18 protein-coding genes are annotated in these 16,434 nt (G+C 62.4%); 5 read left to right on the forward strand and 13 right to left on the reverse strand.

All coding sequences use genetic code 11. From position 1 onward, the window contains the following. Nucleotides 1–83: 83 nt before the first annotated feature. The 3 genes from D7S89_RS25730 to cheY all read right to left on the reverse strand — a co-directional run bounded on the left by D7S89_RS25730 (nt 84) and on the right by cheY (nt 4,007). A complete protein-coding gene (locus D7S89_RS25730) occupies nt 84–2,255 on the reverse strand; it encodes a M1 family metallopeptidase (protein ID WP_121281708.1) in 2,172 nt (723 codons plus the stop codon). Nucleotides 2,256–2,919: 664 nt separating this feature from the next. Beyond that, a complete protein-coding gene (gene cheZ, locus D7S89_RS25735; RefSeq protein ID WP_121281709.1) occupies nt 2,920–3,609 on the reverse strand; it encodes a protein phosphatase CheZ in 690 nt (229 codons plus the stop codon). Nucleotides 3,610–3,611: 2 nt separating this feature from the next. Next, nucleotides 3,612–4,007 carry a chemotaxis response regulator CheY gene (gene cheY, locus D7S89_RS25740; protein WP_121281710.1) on the reverse strand — a complete coding sequence of 132 codons (396 nt, stop codon included), beginning with the start codon at nt 4,005–4,007 and terminating at the stop codon, nt 3,612–3,614. 518 nt (nt 4,008–4,525) lie between these two features. On the opposite strand from cheY, the gene D7S89_RS25745 reads away from it, so the two are divergent. Continuing rightward, nucleotides 4,526–4,981 (forward strand): hypothetical protein, encoded by a 456-nt coding sequence (locus tag D7S89_RS25745; protein ID WP_220702209.1) that lies wholly within the window; start codon nt 4,526–4,528, stop codon nt 4,979–4,981. A 27-nt stretch (nt 4,982–5,008) separates the two neighbouring features. Here the strand turns inward: D7S89_RS25745 and ctlX are convergent, their stop codons facing one another. Next, nucleotides 5,009–5,986, reverse strand: coding sequence for a citrulline utilization hydrolase CtlX (gene ctlX, locus D7S89_RS25750; protein ID WP_121281723.1), 978 nt, complete (start codon nt 5,984–5,986; stop codon nt 5,009–5,011). A 61-nt stretch (nt 5,987–6,047) separates the two neighbouring features. Further along, complete coding sequence (locus tag D7S89_RS25755; RefSeq protein ID WP_121281711.1) at nt 6,048–7,124, reverse strand: ornithine cyclodeaminase; 1,077 nt, start codon at nt 7,122–7,124, stop codon at nt 6,048–6,050. A 229-nt stretch (nt 7,125–7,353) separates the two neighbouring features. Between D7S89_RS25755 and D7S89_RS25760 the strand changes: the two genes are divergently transcribed. Next, entirely contained in the window at nt 7,354–7,785 is a 432-nt protein-coding gene (locus D7S89_RS25760; RefSeq protein ID WP_121281712.1) for an Lrp/AsnC family transcriptional regulator, read from the forward strand. Between the two features lie 41 nt (nt 7,786–7,826). On the opposite strand, the gene D7S89_RS25765 is transcribed toward D7S89_RS25760, so the two are convergent. Continuing rightward, the gene (locus D7S89_RS25765; protein ID WP_121281713.1) at nt 7,827–8,126 is read right to left on the reverse strand and encodes a 2Fe-2S iron-sulfur cluster-binding protein; all 300 of its coding nucleotides are present in this window, start codon (nt 8,124–8,126) and stop codon (nt 7,827–7,829) included. A 179-nt stretch (nt 8,127–8,305) separates the two neighbouring features. Between D7S89_RS25765 and D7S89_RS25770 the strand changes: the two genes are divergently transcribed. Both D7S89_RS25770 and D7S89_RS25775 read left to right on the forward strand, forming a co-directional pair. Next, complete coding sequence (locus D7S89_RS25770; RefSeq protein WP_121281724.1) at nt 8,306–8,494, forward strand: DUF2964 family protein; 189 nt, start codon at nt 8,306–8,308, stop codon at nt 8,492–8,494. A 305-nt stretch (nt 8,495–8,799) separates the two neighbouring features. Further along, nucleotides 8,800–9,090: a DUF1488 family protein gene (locus D7S89_RS25775; protein WP_121281725.1), complete on the forward strand. Its 291-nt coding sequence runs from the start codon at nt 8,800–8,802 to the stop codon at nt 9,088–9,090. 75 nt (nt 9,091–9,165) lie between these two features. Here D7S89_RS25775 and D7S89_RS25780 read toward each other — a convergent pair whose 3' ends face one another. The 3 genes from D7S89_RS25780 to D7S89_RS25790 all read right to left on the reverse strand — a co-directional run bounded on the left by D7S89_RS25780 (nt 9,166) and on the right by D7S89_RS25790 (nt 12,916). After that, nucleotides 9,166–10,494, reverse strand: coding sequence for an NCS2 family permease (locus D7S89_RS25780; protein ID WP_121281714.1), 1,329 nt, complete (start codon nt 10,492–10,494; stop codon nt 9,166–9,168). Nucleotides 10,495–10,673: 179 nt separating this feature from the next. Next, nucleotides 10,674–11,429: a slipin family protein gene (locus tag D7S89_RS25785; protein ID WP_121281715.1), complete on the reverse strand. Its 756-nt coding sequence runs from the start codon at nt 11,427–11,429 to the stop codon at nt 10,674–10,676. Then, nucleotides 11,426–12,916, reverse strand: coding sequence for an NfeD family protein (locus tag D7S89_RS25790; protein WP_183085347.1), 1,491 nt, complete (start codon nt 12,914–12,916; stop codon nt 11,426–11,428). Before D7S89_RS25790 ends, D7S89_RS25785 begins: the two co-directional genes overlap by 4 nt. A gap of 288 nt (nt 12,917–13,204) precedes the next feature. Here D7S89_RS25790 and D7S89_RS25795 point away from each other — a divergent pair, with 288 nt between their 5' ends. Further along, complete coding sequence (locus D7S89_RS25795) at nt 13,205–13,672, forward strand: YaiI/YqxD family protein (RefSeq protein WP_121281717.1); 468 nt, start codon at nt 13,205–13,207, stop codon at nt 13,670–13,672. Nucleotides 13,673–13,786: 114 nt separating this feature from the next. On the opposite strand, the gene infA is transcribed toward D7S89_RS25795, so the two are convergent. The 4 genes from infA to D7S89_RS27690 form a co-directional block, all read right to left on the reverse strand. After that, nucleotides 13,787–14,059 (reverse strand): translation initiation factor IF-1, encoded by a 273-nt coding sequence (infA, locus tag D7S89_RS25800; protein WP_121281718.1) that lies wholly within the window; start codon nt 14,057–14,059, stop codon nt 13,787–13,789. A gap of 461 nt (nt 14,060–14,520) precedes the next feature. Further along, a complete protein-coding gene (locus D7S89_RS25810) occupies nt 14,521–14,724 on the reverse strand; it encodes a cold-shock protein (RefSeq protein ID WP_065064791.1) in 204 nt (67 codons plus the stop codon). 346 nt (nt 14,725–15,070) lie between these two features. After that, nucleotides 15,071–15,985 carry a glutaminase gene (locus D7S89_RS25815; RefSeq protein ID WP_121281720.1) on the reverse strand — a complete coding sequence of 305 codons (915 nt, stop codon included), beginning with the start codon at nt 15,983–15,985 and terminating at the stop codon, nt 15,071–15,073. 215 nt (nt 15,986–16,200) lie between these two features. Continuing rightward, nucleotides 16,201–16,434, reverse strand: a 234-nt coding sequence (locus tag D7S89_RS27690) for a hypothetical protein (RefSeq protein ID WP_220702210.1), incomplete at its 5' end; no start/stop codon positions are given.

The following is a 16,434-nucleotide window of genomic DNA, read 5'->3' on the forward strand; positions in this document are numbered from 1 at the left end:
GCCGCAAGGCGGCGACGAAGCGGCGACGAACAAACAACGCTGCGGCAACCCTATCACGATACGGCTGCCGCAGCGTCGACGCGTTAATTCGACTTCGGCACCGGTTTCACCTTGGCTTTCAACTGCCCTTGATAGTGGATCGCGCGGCGCTCGAACCGCTGCACCGGCTCGGCTGCGGAACGTTGCATCCGGGCGGCCACGCTCGGCATCAGCGCGATCGAATCGATGCTCTTGGCGCGTGACGGATCGGCCAGGCCGGAGTCGACGAGCAGATGGGCTTCGAGCTTCAGGTTCGTGAGCCGCGACGGCTCCTGCAGCGAGGCGCGTTGGGTGAGCAGGTTGTTCCAGGCATTGTCGCCATAGTTGACTACGTAGTAGTCCTGCCCGCTCGGATCCGCGAGTACCGCACCGCAGCCATCGACACGCACTTGCATCGTCGTGTCCTTCATGGCCACCGTCTTGCGCTGCGTGAGCCCATCGCCGTACGCGAGCGTCAGCGGAATCGTCCACTGCGTTCCCGGATACAGATTTTGGTTCGGGAACGGCTGCTGCTTCAGCGTGACCACTGTCTGGTTGCTAGTCAGGTCGCATTGGGTGTTCAGCGAGACGAGCGGCACACCCGTTTGACGCACGAAGCTGTCGCCGATCGCGCCCATCGGTTCGCCGCTTGCTCGCACGAGCTCGTCCCAGAGACGCTTGGGTGTCCCGTTGCCGAGCGCGTAGTCGGTCAGATACTGCTGCAGGCCGCGACGCAACACGTCTTCGCCGAGGTAGCCCTCGATCATCTTCAGGACCTGGCCGCCCTTGCCATAGACGAAATCGCCCGCGTTGATGACGAAATCGTTCGATGCCCATGCATTGAAGTTCGGCTGCACCGGGAACGATGCCGATGAGAGGTCTTCCGCGATCAGGTCGTACTTTTGCCTGACCATCTGGTCCCAGCTGAAGCGGTCGGGGAAGAAGGCGATCTTCGTCTTGGTCTCGAAGAACGTCGCGAACGATTCATTGAGCCAGACATCGTCCCACCAGTCGAGCGTAACGAGATCGCCGAACCACTGGTGCGACGCTTCGTGCGTGAGCACCGTCACACCGTAGTCCGACATCGGCTTGCCCGGCGGTGGCAGGATGTCGTCGGCGAACTCGAGAATGGCCCCCCAGTTCTCCATGCCGCCAAAGTTCAGATCCTTCTCTGCCTTGAATGCGTCGTTCGCGGCGATCGTGTCGAACTTCGTCAGCGGCAGCGGGATGCCCGTGTACCGGTAGTAGTAATCGAGCGCCTGCTTGGTTTCCTGCATGGCCGGCTTGGCCCAGTCCTTCATGCCCGGCGGCGTGAAGATGCGCAGGTGCATCGACTTGCCGTCGCCGAGCGGGCTCGTGAAGTCGTCTTCGAGCGTGTCGAACTGACCGCCGCCGAAGAACAGCAGATACGACGGCATCGGTGGCGTCTTCTCGAACGTCACGCGCTTGTAGCCTTGGTCGACGTTGACCTCGTCCTTCTCGGCCCCGTTCGATACGACGCGCCAGTTTTGCGGCACGTCCGCGCTGACTTCATACGTCGGGCGGAACGCGGGCTCGTCCCAGCCGGGGAACCACTGGCGCGCGAGATCGGATTCGTTTTGCGTCAGGATCGCGCCGCTCGTCGTCCCGTCGGTGGCCTTGAGGTCGACACGGAACACGCCCTCGGCCGCCGAGCAGCCCGGATAGGGATCGTTGCCGCAACTGCCGCCCGTCTTCGTGGCCGGATTGTCGTAGGTCTTGAAGTTGATGATGCCTTGCCATTCCATATGCAGCGAGTAGGTGCCCGCGGCGATCTGGCCGCTCGTAGGCCGCAACTCGTAGTAGTCGCCCTCGTCCTGCGGCGTCGCGATCAGGGGCACGTTACCCGGCTGCAGCGTGATCGAGCCGTTCACGAACTTCAGGCGATGCGCGGCAATGACGATCGAATTGACGGGCTTGAGGACACTGATCTCGACGTCGGCACGGCCGTCGAATGCATTGAGCTGCGGATTCGGGCGGAACCACAACTGGTAGTTGACGGGCCTGACGGTGTCGGGCATCTCGACGGGCGGCACCGTCTTGTCGATACCTGGCGTGGGGGGAACGGCGGACGCCGGAGCGGGCGCTGCCGCGGGTGTGGCAGCCGCTCCGGCACGGGAATCGGCTGACGAAGATCCGTCGCCGCCGCCGCAACCGGCGAGCGTCATGATTGCGGCCAAAGAAATACAGTGCAATTTCGTTTTGAAAGCAAGGCGCATATCAACCCTCGAATAAAGTTGTTTAGTTGATGCGTGGCTTTACTTCTTCTATTTCGCCGGCTATCTGCAAGCAACGCTGCGCCCTCGCAAGCAAAATGCCGCTCGCGAAATACGGACGAACGTCGTCCCGGGCTCAGTCATCACTGAAACCTAAATGCTCATCTCGATTCGGTAGATCTACATCGTAAAGCGATGCGGAAAGGACGGCGCGGGCGCCGCTCTGTGAGGCTCCGCCTGGGTGTCACGCAGGGCTGCGTTCGATCAGCGGGCGCTGGTCGCGTCGCGTCGATTTTCTGCGCGGCTTTCGGCGGTGCTGCAGAGATTAAGTGTGCAGACAATTATGTGTCAACTTGCCTTCAGTATTTTTCTTTTGCGGCAATGCGGAAAGGCGGTGTGTGATGTTTTGTGGAGTTGGTAATAATCGGTTACTTGAGTTTACTAATGATTTTTTGAATTGGTGATTGAGTGGGTTGAATGGGGTAGGCGGGGTTTGAAAAAATAAACAGAGTCGTCTGGTGACGTTGGGACGGGGGCACGAGCCCGGATGAAGGGGAATGACGCGGCGTCGCCCGATGCGCGCAGCTGGCATCGAGAATCGAGAGGAAGGGGGGAAGAGAAACGTACGAACGGACCCGCAGCCACAGCCGCGGGTCCGACGTGAGCGTCAGAAGCCCAGACTGGCCAGCAGGTCGTCGACTTGCGATTGGTCCTGAACGACTTCCGTATTGCCTTCGGGATTGATTTGCGGGCCGTTCAACATCGCGTCACCGTTCGGGTGCGCGGCGAGCTGCGCCGCCGTCGCCGCAAACTGCTCGCGCCGTTCGGGCGCGATGTGCTCGACGAGCACGCCCAGCAACTGCTGTTCGATCAGGTGGACGATGTCCATGATCTTTTTGATGACTTGCCCGGTCAGATCCTGGAAGTCCTGCGCCAGCATGATCTCGAGCAACTGCGCGTTGGTGGTCGTGGCGGTTTCCGGCGCGCGCGCGAGCAGCGCGCGCGTGTCCGTCAGCAGCGTGCGCACTTGATCACGCTCGATCGGCGCTTCGTACCACTGCGCCCAACGCTTGTCGAGCTCGCTCGTCTCGCGCAGCATTTGCTCTTGCATCGGCTTGGCGATCTCGATCGCCGTCAACACGCGCTGGGCCGCCTGTTCGGTCATGTCGGCCACGTATTTGAGGCGGTCTCGCGCATCGGGAACCGCTTGTGCAGCCAACTCGACCGTCTGATCCAGCCCGAGCTCACGCATCGAGTCGCGCAGCGAGCGCGTCAATTGCCCGATACGGGCGAGAATGCGGTCGGACTGGTCTGCGCTTTCGGCGCCGTCTTTGAGTACGTCGTTTGGCTCGTCCATCGTTAGCTCCCGGTCTTGCCCATCTTCTCGAGAATTTTTGTGAGCTTCTCATCGAGCACGGCGGCGGTGAATGGTTTCACCACGTAGCCGTTCGCACCGGCTTGTGCAGCCGCGATGATGTTTTCCTTCTTCGCCTCGGCCGTCACCATCAGCACCGGCAGATGCGACAGTGACGCGTCCGCGCGAATTTCCTTCAGCATCGACAAGCCGTCGAGGTTCGGCATGTTCCAGTCGGAAACGACGAAGTCGTAGGCGCCGCTGCGCAGACGCGACAAACCCGCGGCGCCATCTTCGGCTTCGTCGACGTTCGAGTAGCCCAACTCTTTCAACAGGTTGCGGACGATGCGCCGCATCGTCGGAAAGTCGTCCACAACCAGAAATTTGATTCCTTTGTCCATCCTGAGTCCCTAATTGCCGGCTTCGCGGCGCCGAGATATTTCGTCGAGCACGCGCGCCGGGGTGGCCCGGCGCACAGGGAGATCTCAACAACTGGTTTACGGACATCGCGGCGAAAAGCGCAGGGTGCGAGTGGGCGATTTGAGCACCGCGTAAACCCCGATTCCAGGCTGTAGGCCGCGTCTGACCTCGTCGTGGCGATAAGTGCTGTGCGCTGCCGCGCGAGCACCGTTGCGCGCGCGAGTCAGCGATTCGCATATTGGGCGCGATACGTGCCACGGCGATGCGTTTTGTTCTTACGATTGCGTGAGACTTCGCCGCACCCATCGCCACCATGGAGGTTCGACACGTCATGAACGATCGCCTATGCCGACTTACGAGGCATCGCCTGGTGCCTCGCCGTAGCGCAGCTGCCGCTTCGCTGCTCTTCCTAATCACGATTGGCGCGCTCTCCGGCTGCGCTTTGACCGCTTCGCCATCACCCACGGCAGCGGTGCCGTCAACGAATACCGAACCCTGCGTGGGCACGATCGATCCGCCGTATGGCCTCGCGCGCGTCGCCGATCCGGTGCTGCTCGCCAGCGCCCTCGGCAAGCCCGGTGCCGGCGGGTTGTGTACCGGACAGGTCTTTCAAGTGACGCAGCCGCTCACGGTCTACCGCGTGTGGGACGCGAGCCGGTCGACGAGCCGTCTCGGGCGGTGGTGGTCGTTCGAGCCGCCAGCTGGCCCGGTCGACGCCTATCGCGTGAAGAACGAGATCTGTCCCACGTGGAGCAGCCTCGATCGCGTCACGCAATGCCACCTGAAGGTCGGTGCGCAGATCGCGATCGGACCGGGACAGAGTGCACGATGCGACGATCGGCTCACCTATCCGCCGTCCGCGGAGATCCAGGTCTTCGTGCCCAACGATACGCGCGATGCCGCTCACGCCAAAGTCGATGTCGTCGAGTGCGAAGCCGATGTGGCTTGGCCATGAATCGCGCTGCGCGTTGCCGGCCGACCGCTATGGCAGACGTAGGGGCGCATCTCTGGTTCGCGCAGCGGCGCGCCGCGCCAGGTGAATGCCGGCCAACATGCAGCGCACGGACCCGCCCGCGAGTTCGATGGTCGGCACGTCGAGCGGCAGCAGCTGCGCCGATAGCTCGATGAGCCTGCGCTGGACCGGCGTGAGGCAGTCGAACGCTCGCCGAGACAGCGCAAGCACACGTCCGTCCCGCCCCGACAGTTCGAGCGCATTGCCGGCGAAGCTGTCGATTTGCGCGTGGTCGAGCGCGATCACGGTACGCCCTGTTTCGGCGAGGCGTCGCTGCACGTCGTCTCGGCGTATAGGATCGCTGATCAAGTCGAGACCGACGAGCGCGAACTCGGTCGCCACGCTCATCATCACGTTCGTGTGATAGATCGGCTGGCCGTGCGCATCGGCGGTGTCGAAGAGCATCGGCTCGAAGTTGAAGTGCGTGCAGAAGCGCTCGAGCGCGACAGGGTCGGCACGACGCGAGCGCGCCGTGTATGCGATGCGGGCGACGTGATCGAGCACCATCGCGCCGGTACCTTCGAGGATGATGTCGTCGTATTCGAGGCCCGAATAGTCGATCACGTCTTGCACGCGATATTCGGCCTTCAACATATCGATGATGTCCGCACGGCGCTCGCGCCGGCGATTGGGGCAATGCATCGGATACAGCGCGACGTGGCCGCCTGGATGGGTCGAGAACCAGTTGTTCGGGAATACCGAGTCAGGCGTCCCGTTCTCTCCGAAGTCGTCGAACAGATGCACGCGCACGCCGGCTTGCGACAGCGCGTGGGCGGCCGCCGTGACTTCATCGCGGGCGGCTTCGGCAAGCCGTTGCCGCCCGGTCTCGCCGTATGCCGTCGCGTTGCTCTGAAACGCGTTGTCGGCCGCGGTTTCCGGATTGGGCGAGAAACAGTGTGGCCGGATCATCACGACGGCAGACGGCGCTTGAATCGACAGGGCATTCATGTGCGACAGCAAAGAAAGTCAGGATAACGAATCGTCGTATAGACGGCTTTCAACGCCGATTTCAACGCGCGAACGCGTCGCACACGGCAAGTGCCGGCGCCGAATCGGCAGCGTCGAAGTGCGGGCCGTCGATCAGCGAGAACAGGTTCTTGGGGTCGCCGGCTGGCGGGATCAGCGCGATGTCGATCCCGGCTTCATAGCGCTTCTCGAGCGCGTGCAGATAGCGCAGTGCCGAGTAGTCTTCGAGCGCGAACCCGACCGAATCGAAAATCGTGATCTGCGCGTGGTTTTGTCGACCCGGTGCATCGCCGCGCAGCACGCGCCATAGCTCGGTCACAGGGAAATCGGCCGGCATCTGTTGAATGTCGCCCTCGATGCGCGTTTGCGGCTCGTATTCGACGAACACCGCGCCCTTGCGCAGCACGTCGGCGTGCAACTCCGTCTTGCCCGGACAATCGCCGCCGACGGCATTCAGATGCATGCCGGGCTCGATCATGTCGGGCGTGACGATCGTCGCGTAAGCCTTGTCGGCGGTCACGCTCGTGACGATGTCGGCGCCGCGCGCTGCGTCGGCTGCACTGCAGGCTCGAACGAGAGTGAGGTCCCGGTATGCACGCAGATTCCGGACCAGCTTGTCCGTTGCATGCGCATCGATATCGAACACGCGAATCTCGTCGATGCCGAGCAGCGTATGGAATGCGATTGCCTGAAATTCGCTTTGTGCGCCGTTGCCGATCAACGCCATCTTGCGGGAGCCGGGCCGCGCCAGCGCCTTCGCGGCCAACACCGACGTCGCCGCGGTGCGCAGTGCGGTCGTCAACGTCAGTTCGGTGAGCAGAAGCGGGTAGCCTGTCGCAACGTCGGCCAGCGCGCCGAATGCCATCACCGTATGCGTGCCATTCGCGGCGTTGACCGGATGACCGTTGACGTACTTGAAGGCAAACAGATGCGAGTCCGCTACCGGCATCAATTCGATCACGCCGTCGGGTGAATGACAGGCGACGCGCGGCGATTTGTCGAAGTCGTTCCAGCGAAGGAAATCTGCACGCAGCGTGTCGACGAGCTCGGTCAGAAAGCGCGTTACGCCGACGCGCGAAATCAGTCGGCTGGTGGCGGGAACGTCGAGGAAGCGGGTCATGGTGAGATGGCTCCAGGTTGGTACGGCTTCGAGCGCCGTGTGCTGGAATCATTGTTTCCGGGAGCCGAGCCAACAAAAAGAGCACAAAGGTGACAAAAGCGTTGCCAAAATTGACAATATGCTCAACCGATGTTGGCAATTCGCTGAAATCAAGCCGATTTTTCCGTGGCGATGGGAATCGGTCACCCAACATTTTCGCCCCCCCCCCGCTACCAGCAAGGTGTTGCAGATGATCAGCCTCGACGACGTCGACCGTCAGCTCATCGCGTTACTGCGCGACAACGCGCGCACTTCCGTCGTCACCTTGGCGAGGCAGCTCAGGGTGGCGCGCGCGACCGTGCAGAACCGGCTTACTCGGCTCGAGAAACATGGTGTGATCGTGGGGTACACGGTGCGCTTGAAGCCGGTCGCCGAGCAGCACCGGATTCGTGCGCTGATGTCGATTGCGGTGGAGGGCAATCGTGCTGCCGATGTCGTGAAGGTGTTGCGCGGCCATCCGAGCATCGCGACGATTTACAGCACGAACGGGCGCTGGGACTTGATCGCCGAGTTGCATGCCGACTCGCTGGAGAATTTCGATCGCGTGCTCGGTGCGATTCGTCTGATCGACGGCATCGCCAATACCGAGACCAGCATCTTGCTGTCGACCCATAAGGCGTGACGGCGTTGGCGGCGATTCGATCGCTGCCGCTCATCCTCCGATCAAATCGCTTCCGCGTCGGGCACCTCGATGACGAGGTCGGTTTCGGCCACCGCCACGCAAGGCAGGATGAAGCCTTCGGCTTTTTCTTCCCGGCTTACACCTGGCCATTCGATCCGATACGAAACCGTACCCTCGATGACGCGGCACAGGCAGGTCCTGCATGTGCCATTGCGGCACGACCGCGGCAGTCTCACGTTGGCGAAGCCGGCCGCCTCGAGCAGCGACAACGTGTCGGGCGCCTCGAACGTGACGCCGAGCGGTTCGACGCGAACGACAGGAGGGCGAGACGGTGCGGACATGGGGATGGATCAGAACGTGTGATTGCGCCACGCAGCATACCCGAATCGACATCGATGCTCGCTTTCCCTATCCGTATTCTCCGGGGACCTCGGGACAGTCCGCCTTGTTTTATCGAAGCGAAGTGCAATGATTAGGGCAGGCGCTCGTGCGCCGCAATATGCGTCCGAAGGAGGGCGCTATGATCCGAGCGGAATTGAGAGTGGTGCTAGCGGTGATCGCGACGTTCGTCGCGCTCGCCGGCATTGCCGTGGCGATCCATGGATTGCTGTTCGACTATGCCGATTCGGTGCTCTATGGGGTCGCGGCGATCGTCGTCGGCGTATTCGGCTGTGCGGTGTTGCTCAATTGCTGGCCGACCGACACCTGATCGCGCCGCATGCTGTTCGCACCGTAGCATCATCAGACAAACGTTCGGACTGCTTCTTAATGCAAAACGGCAGCGAACGGCGAACGTGCAATTGGCGTGCCTTTTCGTCTGCCGAATCAGGCGATTCCCGGAGCATGCAAGCAAAAACTTGCTCGCTGCCGCAAACCTCCTAAAGTAAATGCAACCGGCCGGGACGATGCGCTTGTCCTGCGGCCGGCCAGTCCGCGCCCTTTCACGAAGACGGGAGCGACCCACGCGGCGCGCGGTAGTCATCAGCGTGTTTCGTCATGGCAAAGGCGAATTCCATGCAGATCATCTTCCCAAACGAAATGCCCGAATACTCGGGCCGCGAGCTGACGTTGGCGTTTACGGCGCTGGTCGACGGTGAAAGGGTGCAATGCATCATCACCGCGGAAGCGCTCGAGGATCACTTTGGCGCGGCATCGCCGCGTTTCGAAGATATGCTCGGCGCATTCGACACGCACCGGTCGCGCATCGAAGCGGCCGCGCGTCGTCTGTTGTCCGAGACAAAAGCGCAATGCTCGGTGCTGCGTAGCGGCTATGTGAGGTTCTACGAAGCGAACGCGCGCGCTTGAGGGTAGTTGCTCGCGCCGAGCAAAAAAACGCCGCCCGGTGGGCGGCGCTTGCGATCGTGCGCGCGGTGGCGAACGTCATTCGGCAGCCAAATAGAAGAAGCGGAACAGGAAGATCGCCGCGATGATCCACACGATGAACTTGACCTGGCGTGCGCGTCCCGTGAACAGCTTCAGGCCTGCATAGGTGATGAAGCCGAACGCGACGCCGTTGGCGATCGAGTACGTGAACGGCATCATCAGCGCGGTCAGCGCAGCCGGCACGACTTCAGTCGCATCGTCCCACGGCAGTTCGGCCAGCTCGCGCAGCATCAGGCAGGAGACATAGAGCAGCGCCGGCGCCGTTGCATAGCCCGGTACGACACCCGCGAGCGGCGCGATGAACAGGCACGCGAGAAACAGCACGGCGACAGTGATCGCCGTCATGCCCGTGCGGCCACCGGCTTGCACGCCCGAGGCGCTCTCGATATAGGCCGTCGTCGACGACGTGCCGAGCACCGAGCCGGCCACGATCGCGGTGCTGTCGGCGAGCAGCGCCTTGTTCAAGCGATCCATCTTGCCCTCGACGAGCAGCCCGGCGCGGTTGGCGACGCCCATCAGCGTACCCGTCGCATCGAACAGTTCGACGAGGAAGAACACGAGCACGACGTTGATGATGCCGGTCGACAGCGCACCGCGGATGTCGAGGTGGAACAGCGTGGGATCGATCGATGGCGGTGCGGACACGATGCCGTGAAACTGGTTGCCGCCGAAGAAGAACGAGAGCACCGTCACGCCGAGGATGCCGATCAGGATGGCGCCGCGCACGCGCAGGAAGTCGAGCGTGACGATCGTGAAGAAGCCGATCGTGGCGAGGATGACAGGCGGCTTGTGCAAATCGCCGAGCGTAATCAGCGTGGCCGGGCTGCCGACGACGATGCCGGCCGTCTTCAACGAAATGATGGCGAGAAAGAGCCCGATGCCCCCCGTGATCGCGACGCGGATCGAATGCGGGATGCCGTTCACGATCATTTCGCGCACGCGGAAGATCGTGACGCACAGGAAGAGGCACCCGGAGATGAACACCGCGCCGAGCGCGGCCTGCCAGGTGAAGCCCATGCCCTTGACGACCGTGTAGGCGAAGTAGGCGTTGAGCCCCATGCCCGGCGCGCAGGCAATCGGGTAGTTCGCGAACAGACCCATGATCAGCGTCGCGAGCGCGGCGACCAGGCAGGTCGCGACGAACACCGATTCCTTCGGCATGCCGGCATCGCCGAGGATGGCCGGGTTGACGAAGATGATGTAGGCCATCGTCAGAAACGTGGTCAGTCCCGCGATGACTTCAGTGCGCAGGTCCGTGCCCGCTTCTTCGAAGCCGAAGTAGCGCTTGGCCGCTTCCCATACCGGGAAGGCTTTCACTTGTTCCATGAGTCGTGTCTCCTGATCTTGAAGTCCGCTCGATCTTGTGTGACGAATGGTCGATAGCGGCTGTGTCCTACTCTACACAGCCCTCGTCCGGAAACCAGCCGCGCAGTGTAATAGCGACTATTTGCTGATTGCCAGCTTTTTCGCATATCCGGCATGCCGTCGTGCACGGCCTGCCACGGTCAGCGGCGATCGAGCACCGCGTTCAGGACATCGATCGGGAGAGGGAAAACGATAGTGGAGTTCTTGTCGGCTGCGATCGTCGTCAGCGTCTGAAGATAGCGCAGCTGCATGGCCTGCGGCTGCTGCGCGAGCGTTTGCGCTGCTTGCAGCAGCTTTTGCGAAGCTTGCAATTCGCCGTCGGCGTGGATGACTTTCGCGCGCCTTTCACGCTCCGCCTCGGCTTGCCGCGCGATGGCGCGGATCATCGATTCGTTGATGTCGACGTGTTTGATTTCGACGTTCGATACCTTGATGCCCCATGCGTCGGTTTGCGCATCGAGCGTCTTCTGGATGTCCGCGTTCAGCTGTTCGCGCTCGGCCAGCAACTCGTCGAGCTCGTGCTTGCCGAGCACGGCGCGCAGCGTCGTCTGCGACAGCTGGCTCGTCGCCTCCAGAAAGCGGGCGACCTGGATCACGGCCTTCTCGGGATCGACGACGCGGAAATACACGACCGCATTCACCTTGACCGACACGTTGTCGCGCGTGATCACGTCCTGCGGCGGCACGTCGAAGACGACTGTGCGCAGGTCCATGCGCACGACTTGCTGCACGACGGGGATGATGAGCACGAGCCCAGGCCCCTTGACCTTCCAGAACCGCCCGAGCATGAACACGACACCGCGCTCGTACTCGCGAAAGATGCGGATCGACGAGGCGATCAGGATAGCGCCGACCAACACGAGCAGACTGCTGAAGCCGAAAGTGAAGCCGATCATGACGATTCTCCTTGTTGTGGATCGACGACCGGTACGACGGTCAACGTGAGCCCGCTGCGGCCCGTCACGCGTATGCGGCAGCCAGCCGGCAGCCGCGTGGTGCCGCGCACGCGCCAGCGCTCGCCGTGGACGCGGGCCCAGCCGAGCATGCCGGCCTGCGCATCATCTTCGGCCGGTTGCAGGCCGTCGTCGATCAGTTCGCCGATGCTGCCGACGAGCGCCTCGGAGCCCGTCACGACTGGCCGTCGCCGAGCGCGCAACGCGACACTCGATACGGCGAACACGAACAGCGCGCTCATCGCCGTCAGGGTCGCCACGACCGCCAGCGGGATGCCGTAGCCGGGCACATCCGTATCGATGAGCATGAGCGCGCCTGCGGCAAACGCAACGACGCCGCCGAAGCCGAGCGTGCCGAACGTCGGCATGAACGCCTCGGCGATCAGGAACGCGATGCCGAGAAAGATCAACGCCAGGCCCGTGTAATTGATAGGCAACAGTTGCAACGCGAACAAGCCGATCAGCAGGCAGATCGCGCCGGCGACGCCGGGCAGCACGAAGCCCGGGTTCGCGAACTCGAAGAAGAGGCCGTACATGCCGATCGTCAGCAGGATCAGCGCGACGTTCGGATCCGTGACGACGGCGAGCAAGTGGCTGCGCCAGTCGGGCGTGAGCGTGACGATCGGCGCGCGCGCGACGTCGAGTCGACGGGCCCCGCCTGCCGTCTCGATGCTGCGGCCGTCGAGTTTCGCAACGAGTTGCGGGACGTCGCGCGCGACGAGATCGACGACGTGCTGGGAGAGCGCCTCGTTGGCCGACAGGCTGACGGCTTCGCGCACGGCGCGCTCGGCCCATTCGGCGTTGCGTCCGCGCAGCTGCGCAAGCCCGCGCATGTAGGCGGCCGCGTCGTCGATCTGTTTGCGGGTTTCGGTCGATTGGGTGTCGGTGGCGAGCGGTGCCGAAGCGGCGCTGCCGCCTTTGCCGTCCTTGGATGGAGAAGGCGCCGTTGCCGGCGGCGGCGTGAGCGGGGTGCCCGTTCCTCCGCCACCAAGTTGGATCGGCGTGGCTGCGCCGAGATTGGTGCCGGGGGCCATCGCGGCGATATGGCTGGCGTAGACGATATAGGTGCCGGCACTCGCAGCCCGTGCGCCGCTCGGGCCGATGAACGCGGCCACGGGCACGGGCGAGGCAAGAATCGCCTTGATGATCTGCCGCATCGACGTGTCGAGCCCGCCCGGCGTATCGAGTTCGATGACGGCCAGCTGGGCGCCGTCCTTGGCGGCGCGCGCCAGGCCGCGGGTGATGAAATCGGCGCTGGCGGGGCCGATCGCGCCGGCAACGGGAATCACGACGACTTCAGCGGGCGCCGCACGGGCCAAACCGCACACGAGGGCCAGCCCCAACGCGGCGGCGCGCGCGAGCCGCATCGGCAGACGTGAGGCGAACCGGGCGAAACGCGAAACCGGGTGAGCGGGCGACGTTCGCGGCAACGGGTACGTTTTCATCGTTTTCAGCCGGCGCATCGGGGCGCCGCCGCCGGCGGGAAAAGCCGCCTTGACCCTTACAGATTAGGACGATTTAAGACGATTCGTGCGCGAACGGGAAGCGGGGGGACGGGCGGGGGCGCCTGGAAGATAGTGCGGCCCGAATGCGTGGTCAGCCACTCGAGCGCGGGGACGCTTGATGACTATCCGTAGAGCCATCCCTAGCCACAGCAAGACGACCGCCGACCTTGAGATATAGTCATAGTCGCCTTTCAATCTACTGGAATTGCCTTCATGCAAGTGCTGGTCGACGCTGACGCTTGTCCCGCCGTCATCAAAGACACATTGTTTCGGGCCGCGCGGCGTGTCGAAGTACGAGTGACGCTGGTTGCGAACCAATATTTGCGCACCCCGCCGTCTCCCTTTATCAAGTCGATTCAGGTGCCGGCCGGTTTCGATGCGGCCGATGCCCGTATCGTCGAACTGGTCACATCAGGCGACTTGGTGATTACCGCTGATATTCCGCTCGCCGCTGCGGTACTCGGCAAGGGAGCGCATGCGCTCGATCCGCGCGGAAGCTGGTTTACACGTGAGAATATCCAAGAGCGCCTGACGATGCGCGACGTGATGGATCAACTGCGCAATGCGGGCATCGAAACGGGTGGCCCGGCACCCTTCAGCACGCGCGACGGCAAAGCGTTCGCGGGCCAACTCGATCGATTCCTCGCGCGTCACGGCAAGCCGGTTCGCGGGAGCGATTGATATCCGCAGGGGTTAGCGCCAGCCTTCCGGCCCCGACACGCCCGGCGCCGCTCAGCATAGCGGAGCCGGGTGCGGGCCCGAACAGGCTTGGCGATCAGTCAGATCGGCACACGCTTATCGGCGACGCATATTCATATTGCTTCGCGGTTGCCCACTAGGCGCACGCTCATCCTTGTGCCGGAAGTTGATCCGTCCTTTCGACAGATCGTAGACCGACAACTCCAGCGTGACGCGGTCGCCAGCAAGAATACGAATGTGATTCTTGCGCATGCGGCCCGATGCATACGCGCTCACCACCACGCCGTTCTCGAGCGTGACGCGGTATTTGCTGTCCGGCAGCACTTCGTCGACGACCCCGTCGAGTTCCAGCAGTTCTTCTTTTGCCAAATCAATTCCTCCAGTAAGCGTAATGTCGCGTGAATGCAAGGCGTCAGTAAATGTCGCCGCTCACTGCATCGCGTCTACGCGGGGTGATGCTGCAAGTTGTGTCTTGTCCGGCGCATGTCGTACATACGACAAAAGCAGATTTGCGCGAACAACCTGGGTTCGGAAGCAACGACGCACTCAGGGCGTTGAGACTTGGCGAGCCGATAAGGCTTCGGGTTTCCCGAGGATCGCCGAAGCGATGCCGTCGATGAGCACGCGTGGCTCGCAGCCGCTCGGCAGGAACCTGATGTCCAACAGCAAATGCGAACACCGGGCCAGCCAGTGACACCACACCTTCAGCCTGCCGGTCTGGCGGGAGCAGGGGTGCAAGAAAAGATAGATGGGACGCGTGGCATACGAGCGCCACGGTTCAAGGCGAGAGAATGGCGCCTGCCTGAACAGGCAGGCGCCATCCGACAACGTTACAGCGGCGTAATGTTCGAAGCCTGGAGGCCCTTCGGACCGCGCTTCGTTTCGTAGCTGACCTTTTGGCCTTCAGCCAGGGTCTTGAAGCCCGTGCCGCGCACTTCGGAGAAGTGTGCGAACAGGTCATCGCCACCCTTGTCCGGGGTGATGAAGCCAAAGCCCTTGCTATCGTTGAACCACTTGACAGTACCGGTTTCCACTAGATATTCCTTAAGCAGACGAATAAAAGATAGACGCCCTAGAAAAAAGGCGCATGAAGAATCAAGAAGGAGAGACCAACGAGAGCCGCGGATGGCGGCCAATGATGAGCAATCAAGCGTCTTGGAAACTTTGGTATGCGACGCTACACAGTATTGCGCATTACGTCAAGGGGTAGAGGGGTTGTCTCCACTCTGTTGTGGTCGCTAGTTCGTGCCTTTTCGGCGTGCTGGGCATGGGCGCCAGATCGATGCGCCGCTTCGTAACATCCGAGTCTCGTAAGTCGTCTCAAGCACCTCCCGGCCATTCACTGGCCGGCTCGGTGCGGACTTGCGCCAGGGTGGGGTACTAAAAAATCGACTGCATGGTAATCGTGGTCAACCATTCCAATGACAGGACGCCGGCGAGCGAGTTGCCGTTCGGATCGAGCCCCGGTGACCACACGCACACGGCCATTTCGCCGGGGAGTACCGCGACAATTCCACCGCCGACGCCGCTTTTGGCCGGCAGGCCGACGCGATAGACGAAGTCGCCGGCGGCATCGTAGGTGCCGCAGGTCAGCATGAGAGCGGACAGGCGCTTGGCCGAGCTCGAGTCCAGTATGCGTTCGCCGGTGGCCGGCGCGACGCCGCCGTTGGCAAGAAAGAGGGCGGCCCGTGCCAGCTCGACGCAATTCATCTCGATGGCGCATTGGCGGCAATACGCATCGATGACGGCTTCTGGCGGCATCTGAAGATTGCCGAAGCTTGCAATGAAGTGCGCCATCGCGCGATTGCGCGCAGCATGCTGCAATTCGGACTGCGCCACGCGCGAGTCGTAATCGATGTCGGTGGAGCCGCACAGTCGGCGCACGAATTGCACGAGGGCGGTTTCGGCGCGCACGAAGCGCCGGCTCAATACATCAGTGACGACGAGTGCGCCGGCGTTGATGAACGGATTGCGCGGTAGGCCGCGCTCGGTTTCGAGTTGCACGAGCGAGTTGAAGGCGGTGCCCGACGGCTCGCGCCCGACGCGTTGCCAGAGTTCGTCGCCCAGTAGCTGGAAGGCGAGCGTGCAGGCGAACAGCTTCGAGATGCTTTGAATGGAGAAGCGCTCGTTGGCGTCGCCGACGGTGTATACGTCGCCGCCGAGGGTGACGATGGCCATGCCGAAGCGTTCGGCGGGCACTTTGGCGAGTTCGGGGATGTAATCGGCGACCCGGCCGGCGGAGCGCCACGGCGTGATGTCGCGATAGATCTGCTCGAGAATCGGTTGATAGTTCATTAGAGATGTCTACGAATCGAAGCGGCGCATCGATGGACGTCGCCCGCCCCGTCTGTGCCGAGCCCGTATGGAACCGTTAAGCGCGCATCGGCGTCAAGCCGGCGGGCGCGGTTGCCGCCTGATCGTTGCGCCGGAGCCTTTTATGACGGCCTCCCTATGGGGCTGCAAACGAGATCTCAAATTTCGCTTGCGCATGTGAAGGAAGGGGCGTAAAGTCACGCCCTTTCCGCAGCCAAGTGTGCAGCGGAAAGGGAAGTGGGAGCAGGGCTGCGCGGGAGTTGAAGTAGAGCGCGCGGCACGTTTGATCGAAGACTGGTTTTGAACGCTGAGTGAAGTAAAACGAAGCGAAGCGAAAAAAAACAGTTGACGAATGAAAACGAAGTCTGCATAATCTCGTTTCTCTGCTGCTGACGCAGCGACGCAAGACGGTAGCGCGACAGGATGTAAGT

This window comes from Trinickia fusca, from assembly GCF_003628145.1.
Lineage (GTDB): Bacteria > Pseudomonadota > Gammaproteobacteria > Burkholderiales > Burkholderiaceae > Trinickia > Trinickia fusca.

Excerpts from the sequence above, each read along its gene's own strand:
- D7S89_RS25730 (WP_121281708.1), bottom strand. The coding sequence starts at position 2,255 with ATGCGCCTTGCTTTCAAAACGAAATTGCACTGTATTTCTTTGGCCGCA.
- cheZ (WP_121281709.1), bottom strand. The coding sequence starts at position 3,609 with ATGGACGAGCCAAACGACGTACTCAAAGACGGCGCCGAAAGCGCAGAC.
- cheY (WP_121281710.1), bottom strand. The coding sequence starts at position 4,007 with ATGGACAAAGGAATCAAATTTCTGGTTGTGGACGACTTTCCGACGATG.
- ctlX (WP_121281723.1), bottom strand. The coding sequence starts at position 5,986 with ATGAATGCCCTGTCGATTCAAGCGCCGTCTGCCGTCGTGATGATCCGG.
- D7S89_RS25755 (WP_121281711.1), bottom strand. The coding sequence starts at position 7,124 with ATGACCCGCTTCCTCGACGTTCCCGCCACCAGCCGACTGATTTCGCGC.
- D7S89_RS25760 (WP_121281712.1), top strand. The coding sequence starts at position 7,354 with ATGATCAGCCTCGACGACGTCGACCGTCAGCTCATCGCGTTACTGCGC.
- D7S89_RS25765 (WP_121281713.1), bottom strand. The coding sequence starts at position 8,126 with ATGTCCGCACCGTCTCGCCCTCCTGTCGTTCGCGTCGAACCGCTCGGC.
- D7S89_RS25770 (WP_121281724.1), top strand. The coding sequence starts at position 8,306 with ATGATCCGAGCGGAATTGAGAGTGGTGCTAGCGGTGATCGCGACGTTC.
- D7S89_RS25775 (WP_121281725.1), top strand. The coding sequence starts at position 8,800 with ATGCAGATCATCTTCCCAAACGAAATGCCCGAATACTCGGGCCGCGAG.
- D7S89_RS25780 (WP_121281714.1), bottom strand. The coding sequence starts at position 10,494 with ATGGAACAAGTGAAAGCCTTCCCGGTATGGGAAGCGGCCAAGCGCTAC.
- D7S89_RS25785 (WP_121281715.1), bottom strand. The coding sequence starts at position 11,429 with ATGATCGGCTTCACTTTCGGCTTCAGCAGTCTGCTCGTGTTGGTCGGC.
- D7S89_RS25795 (WP_121281717.1), top strand. The coding sequence starts at position 13,205 with ATGCAAGTGCTGGTCGACGCTGACGCTTGTCCCGCCGTCATCAAAGAC.
- D7S89_RS25815 (WP_121281720.1), bottom strand. The coding sequence starts at position 15,985 with ATGAACTATCAACCGATTCTCGAGCAGATCTATCGCGACATCACGCCG.